Raw genomic sequence first — 17,545 nt, forward strand, 5'->3', positions numbered from 1 at the left:
TGTTGCGCTCTGTTTGCGCATTGTGCGACGCCCTGGCAGACGCAAACCACTGTAATGTTTACGAGGCACCAATGGCGCCCCCTGGCGTCAGCGGACCTCACCCGATGACGGCTGCCTCGCGTCTGCCCGGCGAATAGCCGTATGCCGTCACAAAGGAGGAAACAATTTATGAGAGGAAGGATCGTTCGTCGTGGCCTGCTTGTCGCTGTGCTGGTTATGCTTTCGACAGCCATCGCCCACGTTCAGGCTGCCCCAACGACTTCGCCATCTCAGCAGTCGAACCTCGCACCAACCTACCGTATCTTCGCCACCCGCGAAGGTTTAGTTGGTCGCCGAACCGCAAATGGTCATATCATTCAACCTCGTGACCGCTTCGTCGCCCTTCCGTGCTGGTGTGTTCTCTCGCCAAAAGGCACTGACAAATTCAAAGTTCGTCTCACTTACAATGGCCGTTCAGTAGTCGTACCGGTCTGGGATGTCGGCCCCTGGAACACCCGCGATGATTACTGGAATCCCAACCGACGGTACAGCGATTTACCGGTAGGTATGCCGATGGCTGAAGCCGCCTACTATCATGGCTACAACGGCGGACGCGATGAATGGGGACGACGCATTACACTTCCGAATGGGATCGATATCGCGGATGGTACCTTCTGGGATGACCTGGGTATGACCCGCAGCGATTATGTCTACGTCACATTTCTCTGGCTGGGCGAAGACCCCGGTCCCGGTTCAGCTATCGATGTTAGCTCCGGGCAGATAACTGATGATCCCGATCCCACAGTCACCGCTCCAGAAGGTGCAACCACCATCGATAACACCGATTCCACTTTTGATCCAGTTGGCAAAGACTGGTATGAAGAGACATGTGGCTTAAACGGGCAACATCAATGGACCTACTCGACGACCAATCCCACAAAAGCCACCACCGCCGCAAGCTGGCAAGCACCTGATCTCAGTCCAGGGTTCTACGAAGTAAAAGCCTACATCCCGGTCTGCGGCAATCCGGCAACGACCAGTGCTCGTTATCGGATCAGCCATGACGGAGCAGTTACCGAAGTGACGGTCGACCAACGGGCCGCTGCCGGGCAGTGGGCTTCGCTTGGCACATACTATTTTGGCGGTGTGAATAATGAAGTACCCCAGGTCTTTCTGAGCGATCTCACCGATGATCGCGGCCTGGCAGTGCGCTTCGACGCTATTGCCTGGGAACCGCGCAGTGACACAACACCGCCTGATACGCAGATTATTTCGATCTCACGGGTTGAGAATGGCTTTCAGCTCCAGTGGGGCGGCAATGATGACATGACCGGTATCGCCAGTTACGACGTACAGGTGCGGCTATTGCCGAACGGTGGCTGGACGGATTGGAAACTGGGCACGACCGACTTGAGTGCCTGGTTTGGCCCCCATGAAGGCAAACAGTTTGAATTCCGGATTCGGGCACGCGATTGGGCAGGGAATATTGAGTCGTGGGAGACTGCGGCAGTTGTAGATACGACAGCGGTGCCATAGACGCTGGTAGATTGGAAAGTAGCACAGGCGTTGGCCTGTGCTACTACGTCCATAGGTCACCCCGAAGACAATCCTGCTTAACCCAGACTACTCTGCATCTTGCAGCGCAGACACACCGGGCAAGACTCGTCCCTCAAGCAACTCAAGTGAGGCACCACCGCCGGTACTCACATGCGACATCTTATCGGCCAGGCCAGCCTGTTCCACTGCGGCCACACTATCGCCACCACCAACAATTGTGATTGCGCCATTGGCAGCCGCTTCGGCCATTGCCTGAGCGATAGCGCGTGTACCGACGGCAAACGGCTCTAGTTCAAAGACACCCATTGGCCCATTCCAGATAACCGTGCGGGCAGCCCGAATCTCGGCACTGTATTGTTCGATGGTCTTGGGGCCAATATCGAGCACACGCCAGCCGGCAGGAATGTCACTAACATCAACAACCTGGCGCTGGGCATCGGCGCTAAACGCATCGGCAATCACCACGTCAACCGGCAAAAGTAGCCGGGCACCCCGCTCTTCGGCACGGGCCATCAACTGCTGGGCTACCGGTACACTGTCCGGTTCGACCAGTGAGTCACCGACATTCAGCCCTTTGGCAAGCAGAAAGGTGTTGGCCATACCACCACCAATGAGCAGTGCATCGACCTTACCCAGCAGATTTTCGATCACGCCGATCTTGTCGCTGATTTTCGCACCACCGATGACGGTTACGAATGGACGCTGCGGATTATTCAGGGCGCCACCGATGTACGTCAGTTCCTTTTCCATAAGAAAACCGGCAACTGCCGGCAGGTAGTGCGCTACACCCTCAGTGCTGGCATTGGCCCGGTGGGCCGTGCCAAAGGCATCGTTGACGAAAACATCACCCAATTTCGCCAGTTCAGCCGCCATTGCCGGATCATTTGCCTCTTCACGGGGATCGAAGCGGGTGTTTTCGAGTACCAATACCTGCCCTGGTTTTAGCATCGCCACAGCCGCCTCAGCCGCCGGCCCAGTGATCGCCTCGGTCTTCTTGACCTCTTTTGCTTCGGGCAGCAATTCAAACAAACGCTCAACAACCGGACGTAAACTGTACTTCGGATTGGGTTTACCCTTCGGACGCCCCAGGTGCGACATCAAGACCACACTGGCACCGTGTTCCAGCAGATAGCGAATGGTCGGTAATGCCGCCCGAATCCGGGTATCATCGGTAATCTGACCCTGATCATCGAGTGGCACGTTGAAATCAACTCGTACCAGCGCACGTTTTCCGGCCCAATCCACATCACGGATGGTCTTCTTGTTCATGCGCGTTCCTCCTTATTCGCGGTATAACGGCCCGCCGTCATTGTAACACAGGGGCTATTTGCCGATGCAAAAACGGCTGAAGATCATATCGAGCAAATCTTCACCCACGGTTTCGCCGGTAATCTCACCCAACGCATTGGCAGCACCGGTTAAATCGGCTGCCAGGAGATCGGTTGCCGCACCGGTAGCCAAGGTTTCTTGAGCTGCGCGCAGAAACTCGGCGGCCCGCCGCAGGGCGGCCCGATGACGCGGATTGCTGACCAGATGCGTTGCGCCAACAGCCGGTAAGGTACCACCGAGCAGAGTCCTGGCAATTGTTGTAGCCAGGGTATCGATCCCATGGCCATAACGGGCTGAACAGGCAACTACAGCCATCGCTTTTGGATGCGACGGAGCAGGTGGTGGTGATACATCCGGATCATCGCACTTATTCCAGACAATGATGGTCGGTCGGTCGGCAGTGGCAACCAGCATCGCTTCATCTTCAAGGGTAAACGGTTGTGATGAGTCGAAGACAAGCAAGGCCAGGTCAGCACTGGCCAGCGCTGCCGCTGCACGCTCCACCCCAATCTGTTCAACCGGATCGGTGCTGGTGCGCATACCGGCAGTATCGATTAACACCACCGGAACACCCGCCAAATTTGCCATCTCTTCCAGGGTGTCGCGCGTTGTACCGGGGATAGGGGTAACTATAGCGCGTTCAACCCGGAGCAGGGCATTAAGCAGGCTTGACTTGCCAACATTTGGGCGACCAACCAGCACGACGCGCGCACCATTGCGCAAGACAATACCCTGATCGACCCCGGTCAGTAAGCGCTCGACGGTGGCCAACGCCTGTGCAATTGGCCCGGCTACCGTCTGCGGTTCAATCCCCTCTTCAGGAAAATCGATCAGCGCAGTGATATAGGCCAGCGGTTCAAGGATCGCTGTGCGGGCAGCCCGTACTTCGCGTGCCAGCCAGCCCCCCAACTGCGCCTGGGCAATCGCCAGCCCGGCACTCGTCTGCGCCCGAATTACGTCGAGGGTGGCTTCGGCCTGACTCAGATCGATCCGACCATTGAGGAACGCCCGTAAGGTAAACTCACCGGGATTCGCCAGGCGGGCACCGGCAGCCAGGGCCGCTTCGAGCGTTAGCTGGACTGGAAGCGCCCCACCATGGCAAGAGATTTCCACGACATCCTCACGGGTAAAGCTATGCGGAGCGGCCATCAGCGTTAGCAACGCTTCGTCGATCACTTCGCCATCAGGCCCGATCACGTGCCCATAACGCACCCGATGACTGCGCAACCGTCCTGGCCGCACGGGGCGAAAAATGCGCAACGCAATCGATTGAGCGTCAGGCCCACTCATGCGTATAATACCAATGCCACCTTCGCCGGGTGGTGTGGCAATTGCAGCAATTGTGTCATTCATCGAGGTTCTGTGCGTTTACTTAATACCTTTTTACGGCTGATTACACTCGGTAACGCGGTTGCCCATCTCAGTGGTCTGCGAGGGTTGAGCTGGAGCAACCGATTGGCATTACCATTTCTGACTCTGGCCTGGAGCCAGCCGGCTTCGGGATGGCGCAGCCATCTGGCCCTGCTATTACCGGCATTCATTGGTCAGATAGGGCTGGCCACGCTCCGGCGACGGCAACTTGATCCAAAACAACAGTTACGGCCAGGACGTTACCCGAATCGCCAGATTGTACGCCTCGATTTACCCGCCCGCCATGGGCCGGTACCGGCACTGCACATCGTACCACACGGTGGGTCAAAGACTGCGGTGCTGGTCACCCATGGTTCAGGCTGCGATAAGACCTTTTACGCCTGGCGCCTGGTGGATAGACTGATTGCGCACGGCGCTGCCGCGCTCTTGATCGATCTCGACGGTCATGGCGATAGTCCACGGCCCCAGGCGTTTCCCCACATAGTTGACAGTGTTGCCGATCCGATTGACTGGCTGCGCCAGCGTTACACTCAGGTCGGCGCGATCGGGATGAGCCTCGGCGGTGCGGTGCTGGCTCGGGCGATTGCAAACGGTGCTGACGTAGATGCGCTGGCGCTCTGGGAAGTACCACCACGGTTACGGCTCGATGCACGGGCATACCGGCAGGTGCAAATCCGTGAAGCACTGGCAATTCTGCAATTGCGCATGCTACACCTCTTCCGCGATGGTGCTGTTGATCATGTGATCAGAGCGTGGCAAACCAGTGGGATTCGGGCCACGATCAGTACCTGGGATTTATTCGATGCCCTGGCCTTTCCCGACAGCCTGCGCACGCTGGCCTGGCGAGAGCCACCATTACCGACCCTGCTGGTCTATGCCGGGCGCGATGCAATTGTACCGCCCGCCGCAGCAGCCGAAGTTGCAGCACTGGCAGCCGGCTGGGCTGAATATCGTCTCCTGCCGTTCGCCAGTCATATCTCGCTTCCGATAGACCTGGAATGCATCACGCTCACGGTTGACTGGCTCGCACGACACCTGAACCAACCTGCCTTCACGACCGGTTTGGTGTCAGAATAGCATCGATCAATCCATACTCCAACGCCTGTGGAGCCGTCATATAGAAATCACGACTAAAATCGGCTTCAAGGCGTTCAACGGGTTGACCGGAATGTTTAGCCATAATCTCGCGCAGCAACCGCTGCAGACGAAGCATTTCATCGACCGCAATCTGGACATCGGGGGCATACCCTTCGGCGCCGCCACCTGCCGGATGCGAGTGGATGGTGGCGTGTGGCAGGGCAAACCGTTTCCCCTTCGTACCGGCACAGAGCAAAACGGTCGCCATACTCGCGGCACGACCTACGCACACTGTGCAAATATCGGGGGTAACCAGTTGCATCGTGTCGTAGATCGCCAGGCCGGCCCGGATAACACCACCAGGACTGTTAATGTACATCCAGATATCGCGTTCAGGGTCTTGCTGTTGCAACACCAGCAACTGAGCGATCACCGATGAAGCCAGTTCATCGTCGATAGGTTCACCGATCAACACCACTCGCTCTTTCAGCAGGCGCGAAAAAATATCCCAGCTTCGCTCGCCACGGCTCGTGCGTTCTACAATCGTTGGTACTGGTACAGAAGGCATTGCTATCCTCTTTCTCCATTATCGATAATCACACAACTCCCGGTGACTGATTTCGACTGGCGCTTCACAATGGCTGTGCGCATTGCAATCTCGTATGGCTGCTGATAGCGCGACGGCGTCACCGGTACAATTGCAATCGAGACACTCAACAGTGGATATTGGCACGGTCGTCCCTGACGGTCGTGCCCAAAAATATAACCACGCTGACGATCTTCAGGTGCATAGAAGTACGGAATAGAAACATCGAATCGTTCGATTATCGTCTTTGCAATCTGCTGCGCCCGTTCGAGGGTTGAAACCAGCACAAAATCATCACCACCTAAATGACCCAGAAAATCGTCAGGCGTTCCCTGCCAGTGGACGACCTCAGACAACAAACGGGCAGTGTGTAAAATGACTGCATCACCTTTGAAGAAGCCGTAATGATCATTATACCCTTTAAAATTGTCAAGATCGATATAGCCAACCGCAAAAGGTTCCTGTTTGACCAATCGCTCATGAATAACCTTTTCAATCGTCGTATTGCCGGGTAAGCGCGAAATTGGATTCAGACTGCTCTCGCGTTCGCTCCGGCGCAAGATCGAGCGAATACGCGCTGTCAGTTCTGCCGCACTACACGGTTTCACCACGTAATCATCGGCACCCAATTGCAGACTGCGTACCTTCTCATCCAACGAACTCACCGCTGAAAGCAGCATCACCGGGATCAGGCGTGTCGTACCGGACGAGCGAATCGTTTGTAACACGTGCAAGCCATCACCATCGGGCAGTAGTCGATCCAGGATGACCAGGTCGAAGAATTGTTCATTCATCAGCCGTAATGCCGTTGTCGCATCAGGTGCCGTGACCACCACAAAACCGGCATCCGTTAATTGTTGGCTGAGGACAATCCGGATATCCAGCTCATCTTCAACCAGCAAAATTCGCGGTACGCTCTGCCCAGCCTGGTGATGCATGGACAGCAGGCGATGGAGCTGTTCAAGCAGCGGTTGTTGCAGATCAATATAGGGAATGCCTGTTACAGGACGGACTGACCGATCACAAATGGCCATTGCCACAATCACACCGCGTGTCTCTGGATCGGTATGTACAATCTGCGCGCATAAGGCCGGATCGATGTCGGCAGTGGTGCCGGCAATGACCAGCAAACGTGGACGGCGATAACGGGCGATATCCAGGCCGGCAGCGCATGATGACACTCGTTCAACCTGCCAACCGGCATTGTGGAGCAGATCAGCCAGATCGTCGAGGGCTGCTCCGCCTACCAGCACTGCTGAACCCGACCCTAGCGATGCAGACGGTAGAGCGCCTACAGATGGTGCAGCGTGCTGATCTTTCCAATACCACGCCCGTGGTACACGAACAACAATGTCCTCACCCTCTTGCTGCAGATGTTCTGTCAGCAACTGAGCAAACTGGCGCAAACGCACAGTTGAACGCTGCAATGAAGCAACCAGATTGTTGAGGCGCTGATCAGTACTCTGTCCATAGTGGTGTGCGAGGAGATCAACCGCACTCTGCAACGATGTTAGCGGTGACACATACTGATGAATAAACCGTTCAACCTCCGGAGAAAATTTACTCATGACTGTCCTCATCTGCTGGAATGACGGAGGTCAACGTGGCAATCAGTCGTTCAGCCGAGACCGGCTTTTCGAGAAAACCACGTGCACCAAGCGCAAATGCCTGGGAAGGTGCATCAGGCGCCAGATCGTTGGCCGTCAACACCACTACTGGAATCGAGGCTGTCGCCTGATCGGCCTGCAACCGGCGTAGCACTTCAAACCCATCCAGGCCGGGCATGCGCAAATCTAACAGAACAGCTTGTGGGCGAACGTGTTGTACGATGGCCAGTGCCTCTTCACCATCACTCGCGGCCAGCGCACGCATCCCATGGCGCTGGATAAGGCGCATTAATACTGGACGCACATTCGGATCATCGTCCACAACCATGATGAGTGGTTTATACCTGATTGTTTGACAACGTATTTCTGCTACAAGCTGATCTACAGAAACCGTTCCTGGAAAGATAACAACGTCTTTCGGCAGTTTAACCGCTGACTCGTCACTAACAATAATTGTTGAGGTCAACTGGTAGAGTGCAAGAGTGCGCAGTCGTCTAATCACCTCCTCGGCATTGACAGGATGCAGCAGAACGGTCACTGCCGGCTGACGTGCCGGCAATGTCGTTTGCAGATCGGCAATAGGCGTAATGACAACTTCCCAATCTGGTGTTGCCATGAGCCGGGCGTGCAGCACATCTGTTAACGGATGACCATCAGAACCGATCAGGATGAGCGGACGCTGATCGGCACTCGAAAGACGCTGCACTGCTGCTAGCGGTACCGTAAAGCTGAACGTACTGCCAAAACCAACATCGCTATCTACCCAAATGCGACCACCGTGCAGTTCAACCAGTTGCTTAGAGATAGCCAGACCAAGGCCAGAGCCACCCCTAACGTTACTTTTCGACTGATCAAGCTGCTGAAACTTTTGAAACAGTTTAAGTTGATCGGTGCGCGAAATACCCGGGCCCCAGTCACGCACACTGAATCGAACCATCCCCTGCTCGTGGGCAACACTTACAACGACCTGTTGTCCTGTCGGTGAAAATTTGATCGCATTTGAGAGCAGGTTCACCAACACCTGCACGATCCGGTCGCGATCAACATCCACCAGCGGGAGATTTGGCGGCACGTCGAGTGAAATTGTTACCTGCTGCTGACGGGCAAAACTGGCCAAGTCATCAATTGCGTTCCGACAGATCTCTTCGGGCGCGACGGGACGGCGTTGTAATTGTAATTGCCCTCGTTCAATTTTGGCAATATCCAGAATATCATTCACCAGTCGCAACAGTCGGTTCGTATTGGTCAGTGCCCGTTGGAGCAAGTCACGCTCGACACTCGACATGTCTCGAATCAGACCGGACTTACCTCGTTCGTTATCACCCAGCAACAACTGGAGCGCACCCTGAGTACTGGCGAGCGGTGTGCGTAGTTCGTGGGAGACCATGGAAACAAACTCATTTTTCATCTGTTCCACTTCGCGCTCGCGAGTTACATCACGGAAGATCAGGATACGTCCGAGGTACTGTTCACGGCGATCAACAACCGGGGCCGAGAAGCACTGCAAACGTCGTGCCTGTGGCCAAATCACCTGAAACTCTTCATTCGCCCGCTCGGTTTCTGAACCGAGCAGTTGCCCGAGCCACAATCCCAGGCGGGCAGGATGGGCGAAGACCCGGTTGAAGACCTGCAACAGATCGTCATATGGCCGGCCTTTCAGATCGTGCTCGGCAACACCGAAGAAATAGCAGGCACGGCGATTAACCATCACCACCCGGCGCCGGGCATTGATCAACACAATGCCATCATTCGTTGTTTCAACCACTGCCTGCGCGTGATCCAGTTCAGCCCGTAGACGCTCAAACAAGCGTGAATGCTCGATAGCCACGCCGATCTGTCTGACCAGCGACCGCAACCATTGCCATTGCCGTTCACTGAAACCATTCCCTGGCCACGGCACCAACTGTACAACACCGGCCTGCCAGCCTCCGGCGACAATGGTCAACGACAGAATGCCATCAATCGCATGCTCACAAAGAAATGTGTGTAGAGGGGCAATCTCGTGTGACGATGATGGATCGGCAACCAGATAGACGACTTCGTTACTTGACTCAAGCAGGGATTCGGCCAGCACCTGACAGTAACGACCCAGAACATTTTGCCACAACTGACGCAATGTAGGCGCAAAAGCCGTAGCAAGCGCATTGACTTTAACACTTTGCAAACGCAACGATTGTGACTCATCATACAAATAGAGTGCACCCGCTGCGGCTCCACCGATCACCACTAGCTGATCAAGTGCTGCTTCAATCAATTGATCAAACGTATGGGCGTACAGCAGGGTCAGGTTGGTGATCGCGTCGGAGATTACTCCTTCATCGGATTGTCGCCTGTCGGTGGATGCCAACATTGCCCGTGCATAGGTAGCATCATCGGCGAGAAACTGCAATGCGCTGATCTCCTCATCAGAAACCGACGACAACCAACCGCATACACACACCGCTTCCAGCCGCCCCTGCTCGATGAGCGGCAGAATCACCACCTCACGCGGTGGTCGATCAGGCCAGATAGCAGAGGTAAATGCTAGCGCCAGGGGGGTTGATTGCTGACCTGGAATAAATCTGATCGGTTGGCGCAAAAGGCGTAAATCGTGTAGCAGATAGTTCGGAACCGTAATGTAATCCGGGAAGACTGTCGTCCCACGATCTACAAATCGTTGAAGCAGATCAGCTTCAGGGTCTAACTGATAAATGACTGCCATATCGGCTGCTGCCACACTGCGTGCGCTATCGAGCAGCACCTGCCATACCGTATCGCGCGACGTTGCGCGATACATGTGCCGGCACAAGATAGCCAGTAACACTGCTCGTTCAGACACTTGCACGATACGACCTGCCACCTTCCTATCTAAGGAACGCCCTACGTCTTTGCATCATTCAGAATAGACTGAATATAATCGATCAGTTCAAAGACATTAAATGGCTTTTCGACCCATCCTCGCACAGCCGGATGAAAATCGTGATTTGACAGATGTGCCTTGGGGTTGGCCGTAAGCAACAACACAGGGATATGTTGCCAGACGGAATGTTGACGCAAATGCTGGCATAATTCAAGGCCATCCATCTTCGGCATCAACAGGTCAATCAACAAAAGGTCAAACGACTCGCGATCAAGAATGGAAATGGCTTCAAGACCATTACTGGCAACTGCTACCGTATAGTGGGCATCTTCCAGCGCCATGCGGGTGATGACTTGCAAATCAGGCTCATCTTCGACCAGAAGAATTTTCGTACTCATGCTCTTCCATTAAAACTATCTGGCGGGCAACCTCTTCAATGGCTATGCGCTGCTTGCGGTAAAAATCAGACTCACTCATGGCCAACCGATGAGCCACATCACGAACCGTCTGCCGGCGCAGGAAACGTCCTTCTAACAAATTGTACAACAACCATTCCTGAGCTGACGGATCAATTTGTTCATCAGGGCGTAAATTGGCAATTGCCTGCCGTAACACGGCCTGTAATGCGCGCGTTGGACTTCCACCCTGTTCAGCGAGAATCCGCCGCACGCTGCGTAGACCGAGGAGCGGACTCTCGGCCAGCTTTGGCCCTCCCCACAACTGCGTAAGCGCATCCTTTACCAACTGAGGAAAATCTGGATGCAAGACAATATCATCATCGAGATTATTTAACGTTAGCGGGGTTGCCTGTTCCAGACGGGAACTCAATTGCTGCAACGATTGCATTTCCGGTGCCAGTTCTCGCAAGGCATCGAAAATCTGTCGTTGCATCTGTGCAGTCGTTAGTGCCAGCTCGATCTGATGGGTCAGGCCGGTCACCATACGACGCATATCAGAAGACATACCGCCATTACGGCGCAATTGATCGAGAGTCGCTTCCAGCCCAATTGCGCCGAGAAAAATACCATCGGGACTTCGCAGTGGAAACAGGCAAAAGTCGTCGATCACCACAAACGAACCGCTACCCAGACTTGCAGCGGCGTCATACGGCATAGACTCCAACTGTGGGATGATGGACATCACCGGATGATCGGTGACAAACCGCCGAACATCACGCCGCGATCCCCATACCGCTTTAACGCTAAAGCCTTCTTCGCCGGGTGCGATCACAAAACCTGTTTTGACGTGCAATGCACTACAGATCGCAACCAGCGAATTCTCTAGCAACGCCCGCAGATCGGCACGGGTAAACATGTTGCGAGGCAAATTACGCAGATAATCGATCTCTGAGTGATCCTGGCGATAGATTAACGCATCGAGGTAGGGTTTCGCTTGCGTTACAAAGATCGGCATCAACACCGTCATCACCATCACACCGAACGTGATCAGCGTCTCTGGTGGCAACCCCAAATACTGCGCAATGACCGGCACCGCTTGAATAAACAGGATGGTAGTAATACCAACAAACGGGCCATACAACCACCACCGCACAAAATCCTGTTTAATCAATCGTTCCGGGATCAGCATACCTTGAAATGCTACCGAATAGGTCATAACGGTGAGCATCACGATCACAATCAGACTGGCAACTGCCTGTAACGCCAGAATCAGGGTAAGTGGTATTACATTCGGTGAAGCTATCAGCAGAAACGGAAAGACACCGATCCCTGGCGCGGCAAAGGTTGCTCCCAGATAACTTAAGCGTCGACGCTGAGCAGGTGTCAAGGCCGAGCGACGGACAATCAGAATCGCGATCAGGGCCGAGGCTATGGCCAGACCGAAAAAGAGGACGTAAAACCAAAAGAGCGGGCCGGCATTGAAGCGCGCAACCGGCCCACTTGGCGAACCGGTGTAGATGACCAGATTTGTGCCGAGGACAACCAGCAAAAAGATTGCCAGACTACCGATGTACGCAGCATACACACTTCTACGCCAGCGTTGGGCAATCGTATGTGCACTGCCAAAGGCTAGCAAGGCATTCGCAAAATGGATATACCCTGCCGGTACCAGCACAATACCTAACCACTGAGCACGACCCAGAAATTCAATCGTGGCCGGACGCTGCGCACGAGCCAGCAAGAGATCGCCACTGTAGGCAATAATGACCCCGGCCAGTAGCACACCTAATGATCTGACAATATCGCTGCGCCAGTTTTGCAACACAATATACGCCAGAAGCGAAAAGCTCACAATCAATACCGCAGCGAAAAGAAGTTCATTGATTCGTTCGAGAATTGCTACCATATTAATATGTATAGGAACCAGATACGATCAAGAAAGTATGTCGGTATGCCATGAACCCGGCGGCATTAAGCGCAAATACCTGTCTTCCGCAATGAGCAGCCTGAATTGTGATAAGTGACCGGTCTATCTGCACTACGACGATTCCGATCAGAGGGTTAGTCTGAATTATACCATGGCAGGTAGCAGACACAACTACTGGAATAAATGTTATTTATGTCAAGTAAACAAAGACAGTTTGTGCTATAATCGATGCTGCAGAGCAGGCTTAGAACCGAGAAATTACCATGCGTCAGCTTCCAAATCTGCTAGGTCTCTTCCGTATTCTTGCTACACCTATCCTGGCCTGGATGGTACTGCTTGCCTCGCCGACCGCTTATCTGGGCGCAGCCATTTTGCTGTTGCTGATGGCGTTGAGTGATATGGCCGATGGTCGTCTGGCCCGCCATCTGAAGGTTGTCTCACCGCTCGGCGTTTTTATCGACACGATTAGTGATAAGATTTTTGTTGCCGGCGTTCTCATCCCGATGATTGAAACCGGGCTGATTCCAGCCTGGATCGCACTCACCATCATTATCCGAGAGTTTGTTGTTTCCGGTCTCCGCTCATTTGCCGCTGCCGAAGGGATTGTGATCTCAGCCCGTCGCTTTGGGAAGCAGAAGCTGGTGATTACGGTCGTGGCATTGATCTGGCGGTTACTGGCTGCCCATGCCGAGATCGGTGGTTTTCTCGGTGTTATCTTCGGCGGTAGTCTTGTCCCGCTGCTGAACCTGTGGCCGGTTGTTATGGGGCTGGCATTGATCTGGACGGTCGGTTCAGGGATCGAATACCTCTGGCAGGCATGGCCGCTGTTGCGCCGGGGATGGACGCCGAAGGCATCGTGAACAGGATTGATCATTCCGCAGCGCAATAACCTCTAGTGGTAAGTACAGATTTCAGTCTATACCGCTCTACATCAGATAGCAGGCTTACCGGTCGAATATCTCGCAAGATATCTGGCAGTATTATAGACAACCTGGTATCTATCGAACACTGATCATCTCAAGACAAACTGTGCGGAAGCCCGGCTTCCGCACGCCACACTAAGTTATACGTGTATTCCCGCATACGCTAATGACGCATCTACGGGTGTAAGAACAGGCGATCAATAGCGTTCGCCAACTGGCGCAGGGTTGTCACCTCGTGCATCGCATCACACATCGGTGCATATTTATAAATGTCGCTGCTCAGTGAGCCGGGATCGTAGACTCCCCATTTCCAGCGCTCTTCAGTGGCAAACCAGACAATCCGCCGCGCCCGCCGCCGAATCTGCTCGAACGCCGGCAGGTTGGGATCATTGTCGTTGTTGCGTCCATCACCAAGGACAATCACCGTTGTTCGCCGGTCAACCAGGTGAAGCTGATCACGGCAGAATTCAGCCAGCGCATGACCGAGATCGGTACTGTAACTGCGCGTCGGCCGAATCTCAGCCAATACCTGGGTAATCGCCTGCTCTGGACGTGACTCGGCAAAGTAGTGCGACATATCGTACAGGCGGTCAATAAACGCAAATGAGCGAGTACGGCTCACCTGATCGTGCAGGGCATAGATCATCAGCAACATACACGACATGACGTGCTGTGTACTGACGCTACGGTCACACAAGATCACCAGTTTTGGCTTGAGATGCCGTTTGCGATGACGGATTAGCATCGGCACACCACCAAACCGCTGATTGGTGCGTATCGTCGCCTTAGCATCGAGCGTACCGGTCTTACCACGACGCTGGCGCAGCGCCAGCCGTGTACGCAGACGGGCAGCCAGTTTTCGTACCAGCGTACGCATCTCCGGGAGCAGGCTCTCATCAAGGCGTTCCAGCGGTAGGTCGAGTAACTCACGCTCACTGGGACGACCTTGCCCCTGGCGCGGCCCCTGACCTTGCGCCTGTTCCTGCATTTGCTGCGCCACCTGCTGACCGATCTGCTGCTCCAACGCTTGCAGATTTGCACGTGCGGCCTGTTCGATAGCCTGCAACGCCTCTTCCCGCATCCCTTGCTCGCGGAGCTGAGCAAGGAGCCGACGGAGCGCCTGCTGCAATCGTTGCATCTGCAACTCACGCATCGCCTGGCGCGCCATCCAGTCACGATAGCGTGGATTGGTCATATGTGGCGGAGAGACATTCGCCAGCATCGAGCGAATCTGTTGATTACTGAGTGGCTGACCGCTCACCATACTCTGGAAGAGCTGACGGAGCGGGCCAGGAGGCAGTTGGGAGAGGAGTTGTTGTAACTGCTGCATCAGTTGTTGCAGTTCGGAAGGTGAAAGCTGACCGCCACCAGCCGGTTGCATTGCCGGCGGAGCATCTTTGCCAAAATAGAGTGGGAACAGTTCGTTGAAGATCGTCTGATCCTGCCGCTCTTTGATCAGCGCAGTCTGCAATGCCAACCGGAAAATATTGCGGTCGGCAATACCGGCCTGTTCAATCGCTCGCAACGCATCGGCAGACTCAGCAACACTAATGCGCACGCCGGCAGCTCGGAGACCGGCAATGAACTCGGTAATACGTCGATCCATGGCTACTCCGCTAGTTATTTGTCCAATCACTACCACGATACCCACCGCGTGGGCGATCAGGGCGGTCAGGACGATCAGGACGGTCGGGCCGATCTCCCTGCTGCAACAAACGACGTGCCCGCTGCAAATCGCTCTCATATTTGAGCAGGACGTTCAGGGTGGTATCGAGCGTTGCTTTATCGAGTTGACGGGCATTCAACTCAACCAATGCCCGCGCCCAATCAAGCGTTTCGGACACACTGGGGTGCTTCTTGAGGTCGAGTGTGCGCAGACGCTGCACGAGGGCAACGGCCTCGCGCGCCAGCTTGGGCGCCAGACCGGGCACCTTCAACTGCACAACCCGCAACTCGGCTTCGAGGTCAGGATAATCAATATGAATGTAAAGACAGCGACGCTTGAGTGCTTCACTCAATTCGCGTGTATTATTTGAAGTGAGGATAACGGTTGGCACATGCTTCGCCTTCAGCGTGCCCAGCTCTGGTACCGACACCTGAAAATCGCTGAGGACTTCGAGCAGAAACGCCTCAAACTCGGCATCAGCCCGATCAATCTCATCGATCAACAAGACGACCGGCTTATCACTCATGATGGCGCGTAACAGCGGGCGCGGTAACAGAAACCGTTCCGAAAAGAAGACATCCTCTTGCGAAGCGAGCCGATCAGCCGCTTCACGCAGGCTTTGCGCATCACCGAGCAGATCAGACAGTTTTTCACGCAGCAGTTGGGTGTAGAGAAGTTGCTTGGCGTATTCCCACTCGTACAGCGCTTTTGTCTCATCAAGCCCTTCGTAGCACTGGAGACGGATCAACTCTCGTCCCTGCGCTGCTGCCCAGGCCTTCGCCAGCTCGGTCTTCCCGACTCCGGCGGGGCCTTCAGCCAGCAACGGCTTCCCCAAACGCTCGGCAAGAAAAATCGCGGTGCTGATCTCATCAGAGGCGATATAGTTCTGTCGCCCCAATAAGTCACGCACATCGGCCATCGAATTGAACATTCCCGGGGCCTTTCTGTGATGATCACTCACGTAGCAGGCGTCTCAGATGCATATCTCGGTTATTCAGACCGGATGAGAGTATTATAACACCGTTTCCCGGCGTTTGCCGGGTAGCACAGTTTTTGCGTTATACTATGGGCATGAAGAGACAACACCGTTTTCGCGCAATCCTGTTCGATCTTGACGGCACACTGACCGATCCCTTCACCGGCATTGCCCGCAGCGTCAACTATGCCCTGCAACAGCTCGGCCATCCACTCCTCAGCGACGACGAGCTTCGGCGCTGGATTGGGCCTCCCCTGCACGCCTCGTTCGAGCAACTGCTTGGCGACCCGCGGTTAGCCGATCAGGCCGTGGCTCACTATCGGCAACGCTATTGGGAAACCGGTCTGTACGAGAATACCGTCTTCCCCGGCATTCCCGAACTCCTGTCTGACCTCAAGGCCGCCGACATCCGGCTCTTCGTCGCCACCTCGAAAATTCGTCCGCCTACCGAACGGATTCTGGCCCACTTTGGGCTGCAACCCTTCTTCGAGGCAATCGCTGCCGTCGATCCCGATGACCGCGATGGCAACAAGGCAATGGTCATCGGCACCCTCTTACCAACGCTCGGTACTGATCGCGCCTGGACGGTGATGGTGGGAGATACGATCTTCGACATCCATGGGGCACGTGCCCATCGGATGCCCTGTATTACGGTGACTTATGGATATGGGGAGTACCGTGATCTCTACCTTGCCGCCCCGCTCGCCCTGGCTAGCACGGTGGGTACATTGCGAGAGTTATTGAGCGCGGATGCATCCACATTCGGTCAGATACCGTCATTCACGGCCCGGCACGGGAAGCCAACATGATCCTACAGCGTAGCGAAGTGAATTTGTGCGAAGAGTATTGTCAGAACGGAGATCAGGGTAGCCAGAACATCGACATTAGAACTTATTTCATAGAAGCCATGCAATCGTGCATCTAGGCCGTCGCACAGACGCATGAACGCTTGCCAATCGCAAACGACAGCATATCCTACTTCCATGCTGACGGTAGGCAGCAAGAAGGGCTGACAACTACCTCCAGTGCAATCAGGTGCTGGACTGGTTGCCTCACCCGCTCGTCATAGACGTGTCGCGTCGTTTGGAGTGCGGCAGCATGGCTGTCGAGCCAGCCGTGCTTACGATCCGGGGCGTGGCACGCCGCTGAGCTGGTGGGTCACGCGGATGCGGTGTGCTTGTCACGATCCTGGAGTCGGTCGGCAGAAAGAGATGACTGCTGATAGATGCTTTTTGATGCTTTGTTGCAACGATCGGATCAATCGAGACGCACGTACCGATGGATAGTATAGACCAATCCGTTGCGGATCG

Annotated in this window: 13 protein-coding genes; 4 read left to right on the forward strand and 9 right to left on the reverse strand. The window is 54.8% G+C overall.

Going from position 1 to position 17,545, the window contains the following annotated elements; all coding sequences use genetic code 11:
• The first annotated feature begins 168 nt into the window (after positions 1–168).
• Entirely contained in the window at positions 169–1,515 is a 1,347-nt protein-coding gene (locus VAE55_RS17240; protein ID WP_322816958.1) for a hypothetical protein, read from the forward strand.
• 87 nt (positions 1,516–1,602) lie between these two features.
• On the opposite strand, the gene VAE55_RS17245 is transcribed toward VAE55_RS17240, so the two are convergent.
• The gene (locus tag VAE55_RS17245; RefSeq protein ID WP_322816959.1) at positions 1,603–2,805 is read right to left on the reverse strand and encodes a phosphoglycerate kinase; all 1,203 of its coding nucleotides are present in this window, start codon (positions 2,803–2,805) and stop codon (positions 1,603–1,605) included.
• 54 nt (positions 2,806–2,859) lie between these two features.
• A complete protein-coding gene (mnmE, locus tag VAE55_RS17250) occupies positions 2,860–4,218 on the reverse strand; it encodes a tRNA uridine-5-carboxymethylaminomethyl(34) synthesis GTPase MnmE (RefSeq protein WP_322816960.1) in 1,359 nt (452 codons plus the stop codon).
• Between the two features lie 9 nt (positions 4,219–4,227).
• On the opposite strand from mnmE, the gene VAE55_RS17255 reads away from it, so the two are divergent.
• Positions 4,228–5,313: an alpha/beta hydrolase gene (locus tag VAE55_RS17255; protein ID WP_322816961.1), complete on the forward strand. Its 1,086-nt coding sequence runs from the start codon at positions 4,228–4,230 to the stop codon at positions 5,311–5,313.
• On the opposite strand, the gene VAE55_RS17260 is transcribed toward VAE55_RS17255, so the two are convergent.
• Genes VAE55_RS17260 through VAE55_RS17280 form a run of 5 tightly spaced genes read right to left on the reverse strand, consistent with a single transcriptional unit; the run spans position 5,288 to position 12,649 of the window.
• Entirely contained in the window at positions 5,288–5,881 is a 594-nt protein-coding gene (locus tag VAE55_RS17260; protein ID WP_012258672.1) for an ATP-dependent Clp protease proteolytic subunit, read from the reverse strand. The two genes, VAE55_RS17255 and VAE55_RS17260, sit on opposite strands and share 26 nt — an antisense overlap.
• 2 nt (positions 5,882–5,883) lie before the next feature.
• Positions 5,884–7,467: a response regulator gene (locus tag VAE55_RS17265; RefSeq protein WP_322816962.1), complete on the reverse strand. Its 1,584-nt coding sequence runs from the start codon at positions 7,465–7,467 to the stop codon at positions 5,884–5,886.
• The gene (locus VAE55_RS17270; protein ID WP_322816963.1) at positions 7,460–10,330 is read right to left on the reverse strand and encodes an ATP-binding protein; all 2,871 of its coding nucleotides are present in this window, start codon (positions 10,328–10,330) and stop codon (positions 7,460–7,462) included. Before VAE55_RS17270 ends, VAE55_RS17265 begins: the two co-directional genes overlap by 8 nt.
• 35 nt (positions 10,331–10,365) lie before the next feature.
• Entirely contained in the window at positions 10,366–10,743 is a 378-nt protein-coding gene (locus VAE55_RS17275) for a response regulator (RefSeq protein ID WP_322816964.1), read from the reverse strand.
• Positions 10,712–12,649, reverse strand: a complete 1,938-nt coding sequence (locus VAE55_RS17280; protein WP_322816965.1) for a histidine kinase N-terminal 7TM domain-containing protein — start codon at positions 12,647–12,649, stop codon at positions 10,712–10,714. Before VAE55_RS17280 ends, VAE55_RS17275 begins: the two co-directional genes overlap by 32 nt.
• Positions 12,650–12,933: 284 nt before the next feature.
• On the opposite strand from VAE55_RS17280, the gene VAE55_RS17285 reads away from it, so the two are divergent.
• Positions 12,934–13,530: a CDP-alcohol phosphatidyltransferase family protein gene (locus VAE55_RS17285; protein ID WP_322816966.1), complete on the forward strand. Its 597-nt coding sequence runs from the start codon at positions 12,934–12,936 to the stop codon at positions 13,528–13,530.
• A gap of 238 nt (positions 13,531–13,768) precedes the next feature.
• Here VAE55_RS17285 and VAE55_RS17290 read toward each other — a convergent pair whose 3' ends face one another.
• Positions 13,769–15,199: a VWA domain-containing protein gene (locus VAE55_RS17290; RefSeq protein WP_322816967.1), complete on the reverse strand. Its 1,431-nt coding sequence runs from the start codon at positions 15,197–15,199 to the stop codon at positions 13,769–13,771.
• 10 nt (positions 15,200–15,209) lie between these two features.
• Entirely contained in the window at positions 15,210–16,190 is a 981-nt protein-coding gene (locus VAE55_RS17295; protein ID WP_015909308.1) for an AAA family ATPase, read from the reverse strand.
• A gap of 140 nt (positions 16,191–16,330) precedes the next feature.
• Here VAE55_RS17295 and VAE55_RS17300 point away from each other — a divergent pair, with 140 nt between their 5' ends.
• Complete coding sequence (locus VAE55_RS17300; RefSeq protein ID WP_322816968.1) at positions 16,331–17,044, forward strand: HAD family hydrolase; 714 nt, start codon at positions 16,331–16,333, stop codon at positions 17,042–17,044.
• The last annotated feature ends 501 nt before the right edge of the window (positions 17,045–17,545 follow it).

Source organism: Chloroflexus sp., assembly GCF_034432675.1.
Lineage (GTDB): Bacteria > Chloroflexota > Chloroflexia > Chloroflexales > Chloroflexaceae > Chloroflexus.

What these genes read in the sequence shown, in the direction of transcription:
- VAE55_RS17240 (WP_322816958.1), top strand. Translation starts at nt 169, where the DNA reads ATGAGAGGAAGGATCGTTCGTCGTGGCCTGCTTGTCGCTGTGCTGGTT.
- VAE55_RS17265 (WP_322816962.1), bottom strand. Translation starts at nt 7,467, where the DNA reads ATGAGTAAATTTTCTCCGGAGGTTGAACGGTTTATTCATCAGTATGTG.
- VAE55_RS17275 (WP_322816964.1), bottom strand. Translation starts at nt 10,743, where the DNA reads ATGAGTACGAAAATTCTTCTGGTCGAAGATGAGCCTGATTTGCAAGTC.
- VAE55_RS17290 (WP_322816967.1), bottom strand. Translation starts at nt 15,199, where the DNA reads ATGGATCGACGTATTACCGAGTTCATTGCCGGTCTCCGAGCTGCCGGC.
- VAE55_RS17295 (WP_015909308.1), bottom strand. Translation starts at nt 16,190, where the DNA reads ATGTTCAATTCGATGGCCGATGTGCGTGACTTATTGGGGCGACAGAAC.
- VAE55_RS17245 (WP_322816959.1), bottom strand. Translation starts at nt 2,805, where the DNA reads ATGAACAAGAAGACCATCCGTGATGTGGATTGGGCCGGAAAACGTGCG.
- VAE55_RS17280 (WP_322816965.1), bottom strand. Translation starts at nt 12,649, where the DNA reads ATGGTAGCAATTCTCGAACGAATCAATGAACTTCTTTTCGCTGCGGTA.
- VAE55_RS17300 (WP_322816968.1), top strand. Translation starts at nt 16,331, where the DNA reads ATGAAGAGACAACACCGTTTTCGCGCAATCCTGTTCGATCTTGACGGC.
- VAE55_RS17285 (WP_322816966.1), top strand. Translation starts at nt 12,934, where the DNA reads ATGCGTCAGCTTCCAAATCTGCTAGGTCTCTTCCGTATTCTTGCTACA.
- mnmE (WP_322816960.1), bottom strand. Translation starts at nt 4,218, where the DNA reads ATGAATGACACAATTGCTGCAATTGCCACACCACCCGGCGAAGGTGGC.
- VAE55_RS17260 (WP_012258672.1), bottom strand. Translation starts at nt 5,881, where the DNA reads ATGCCTTCTGTACCAGTACCAACGATTGTAGAACGCACGAGCCGTGGC.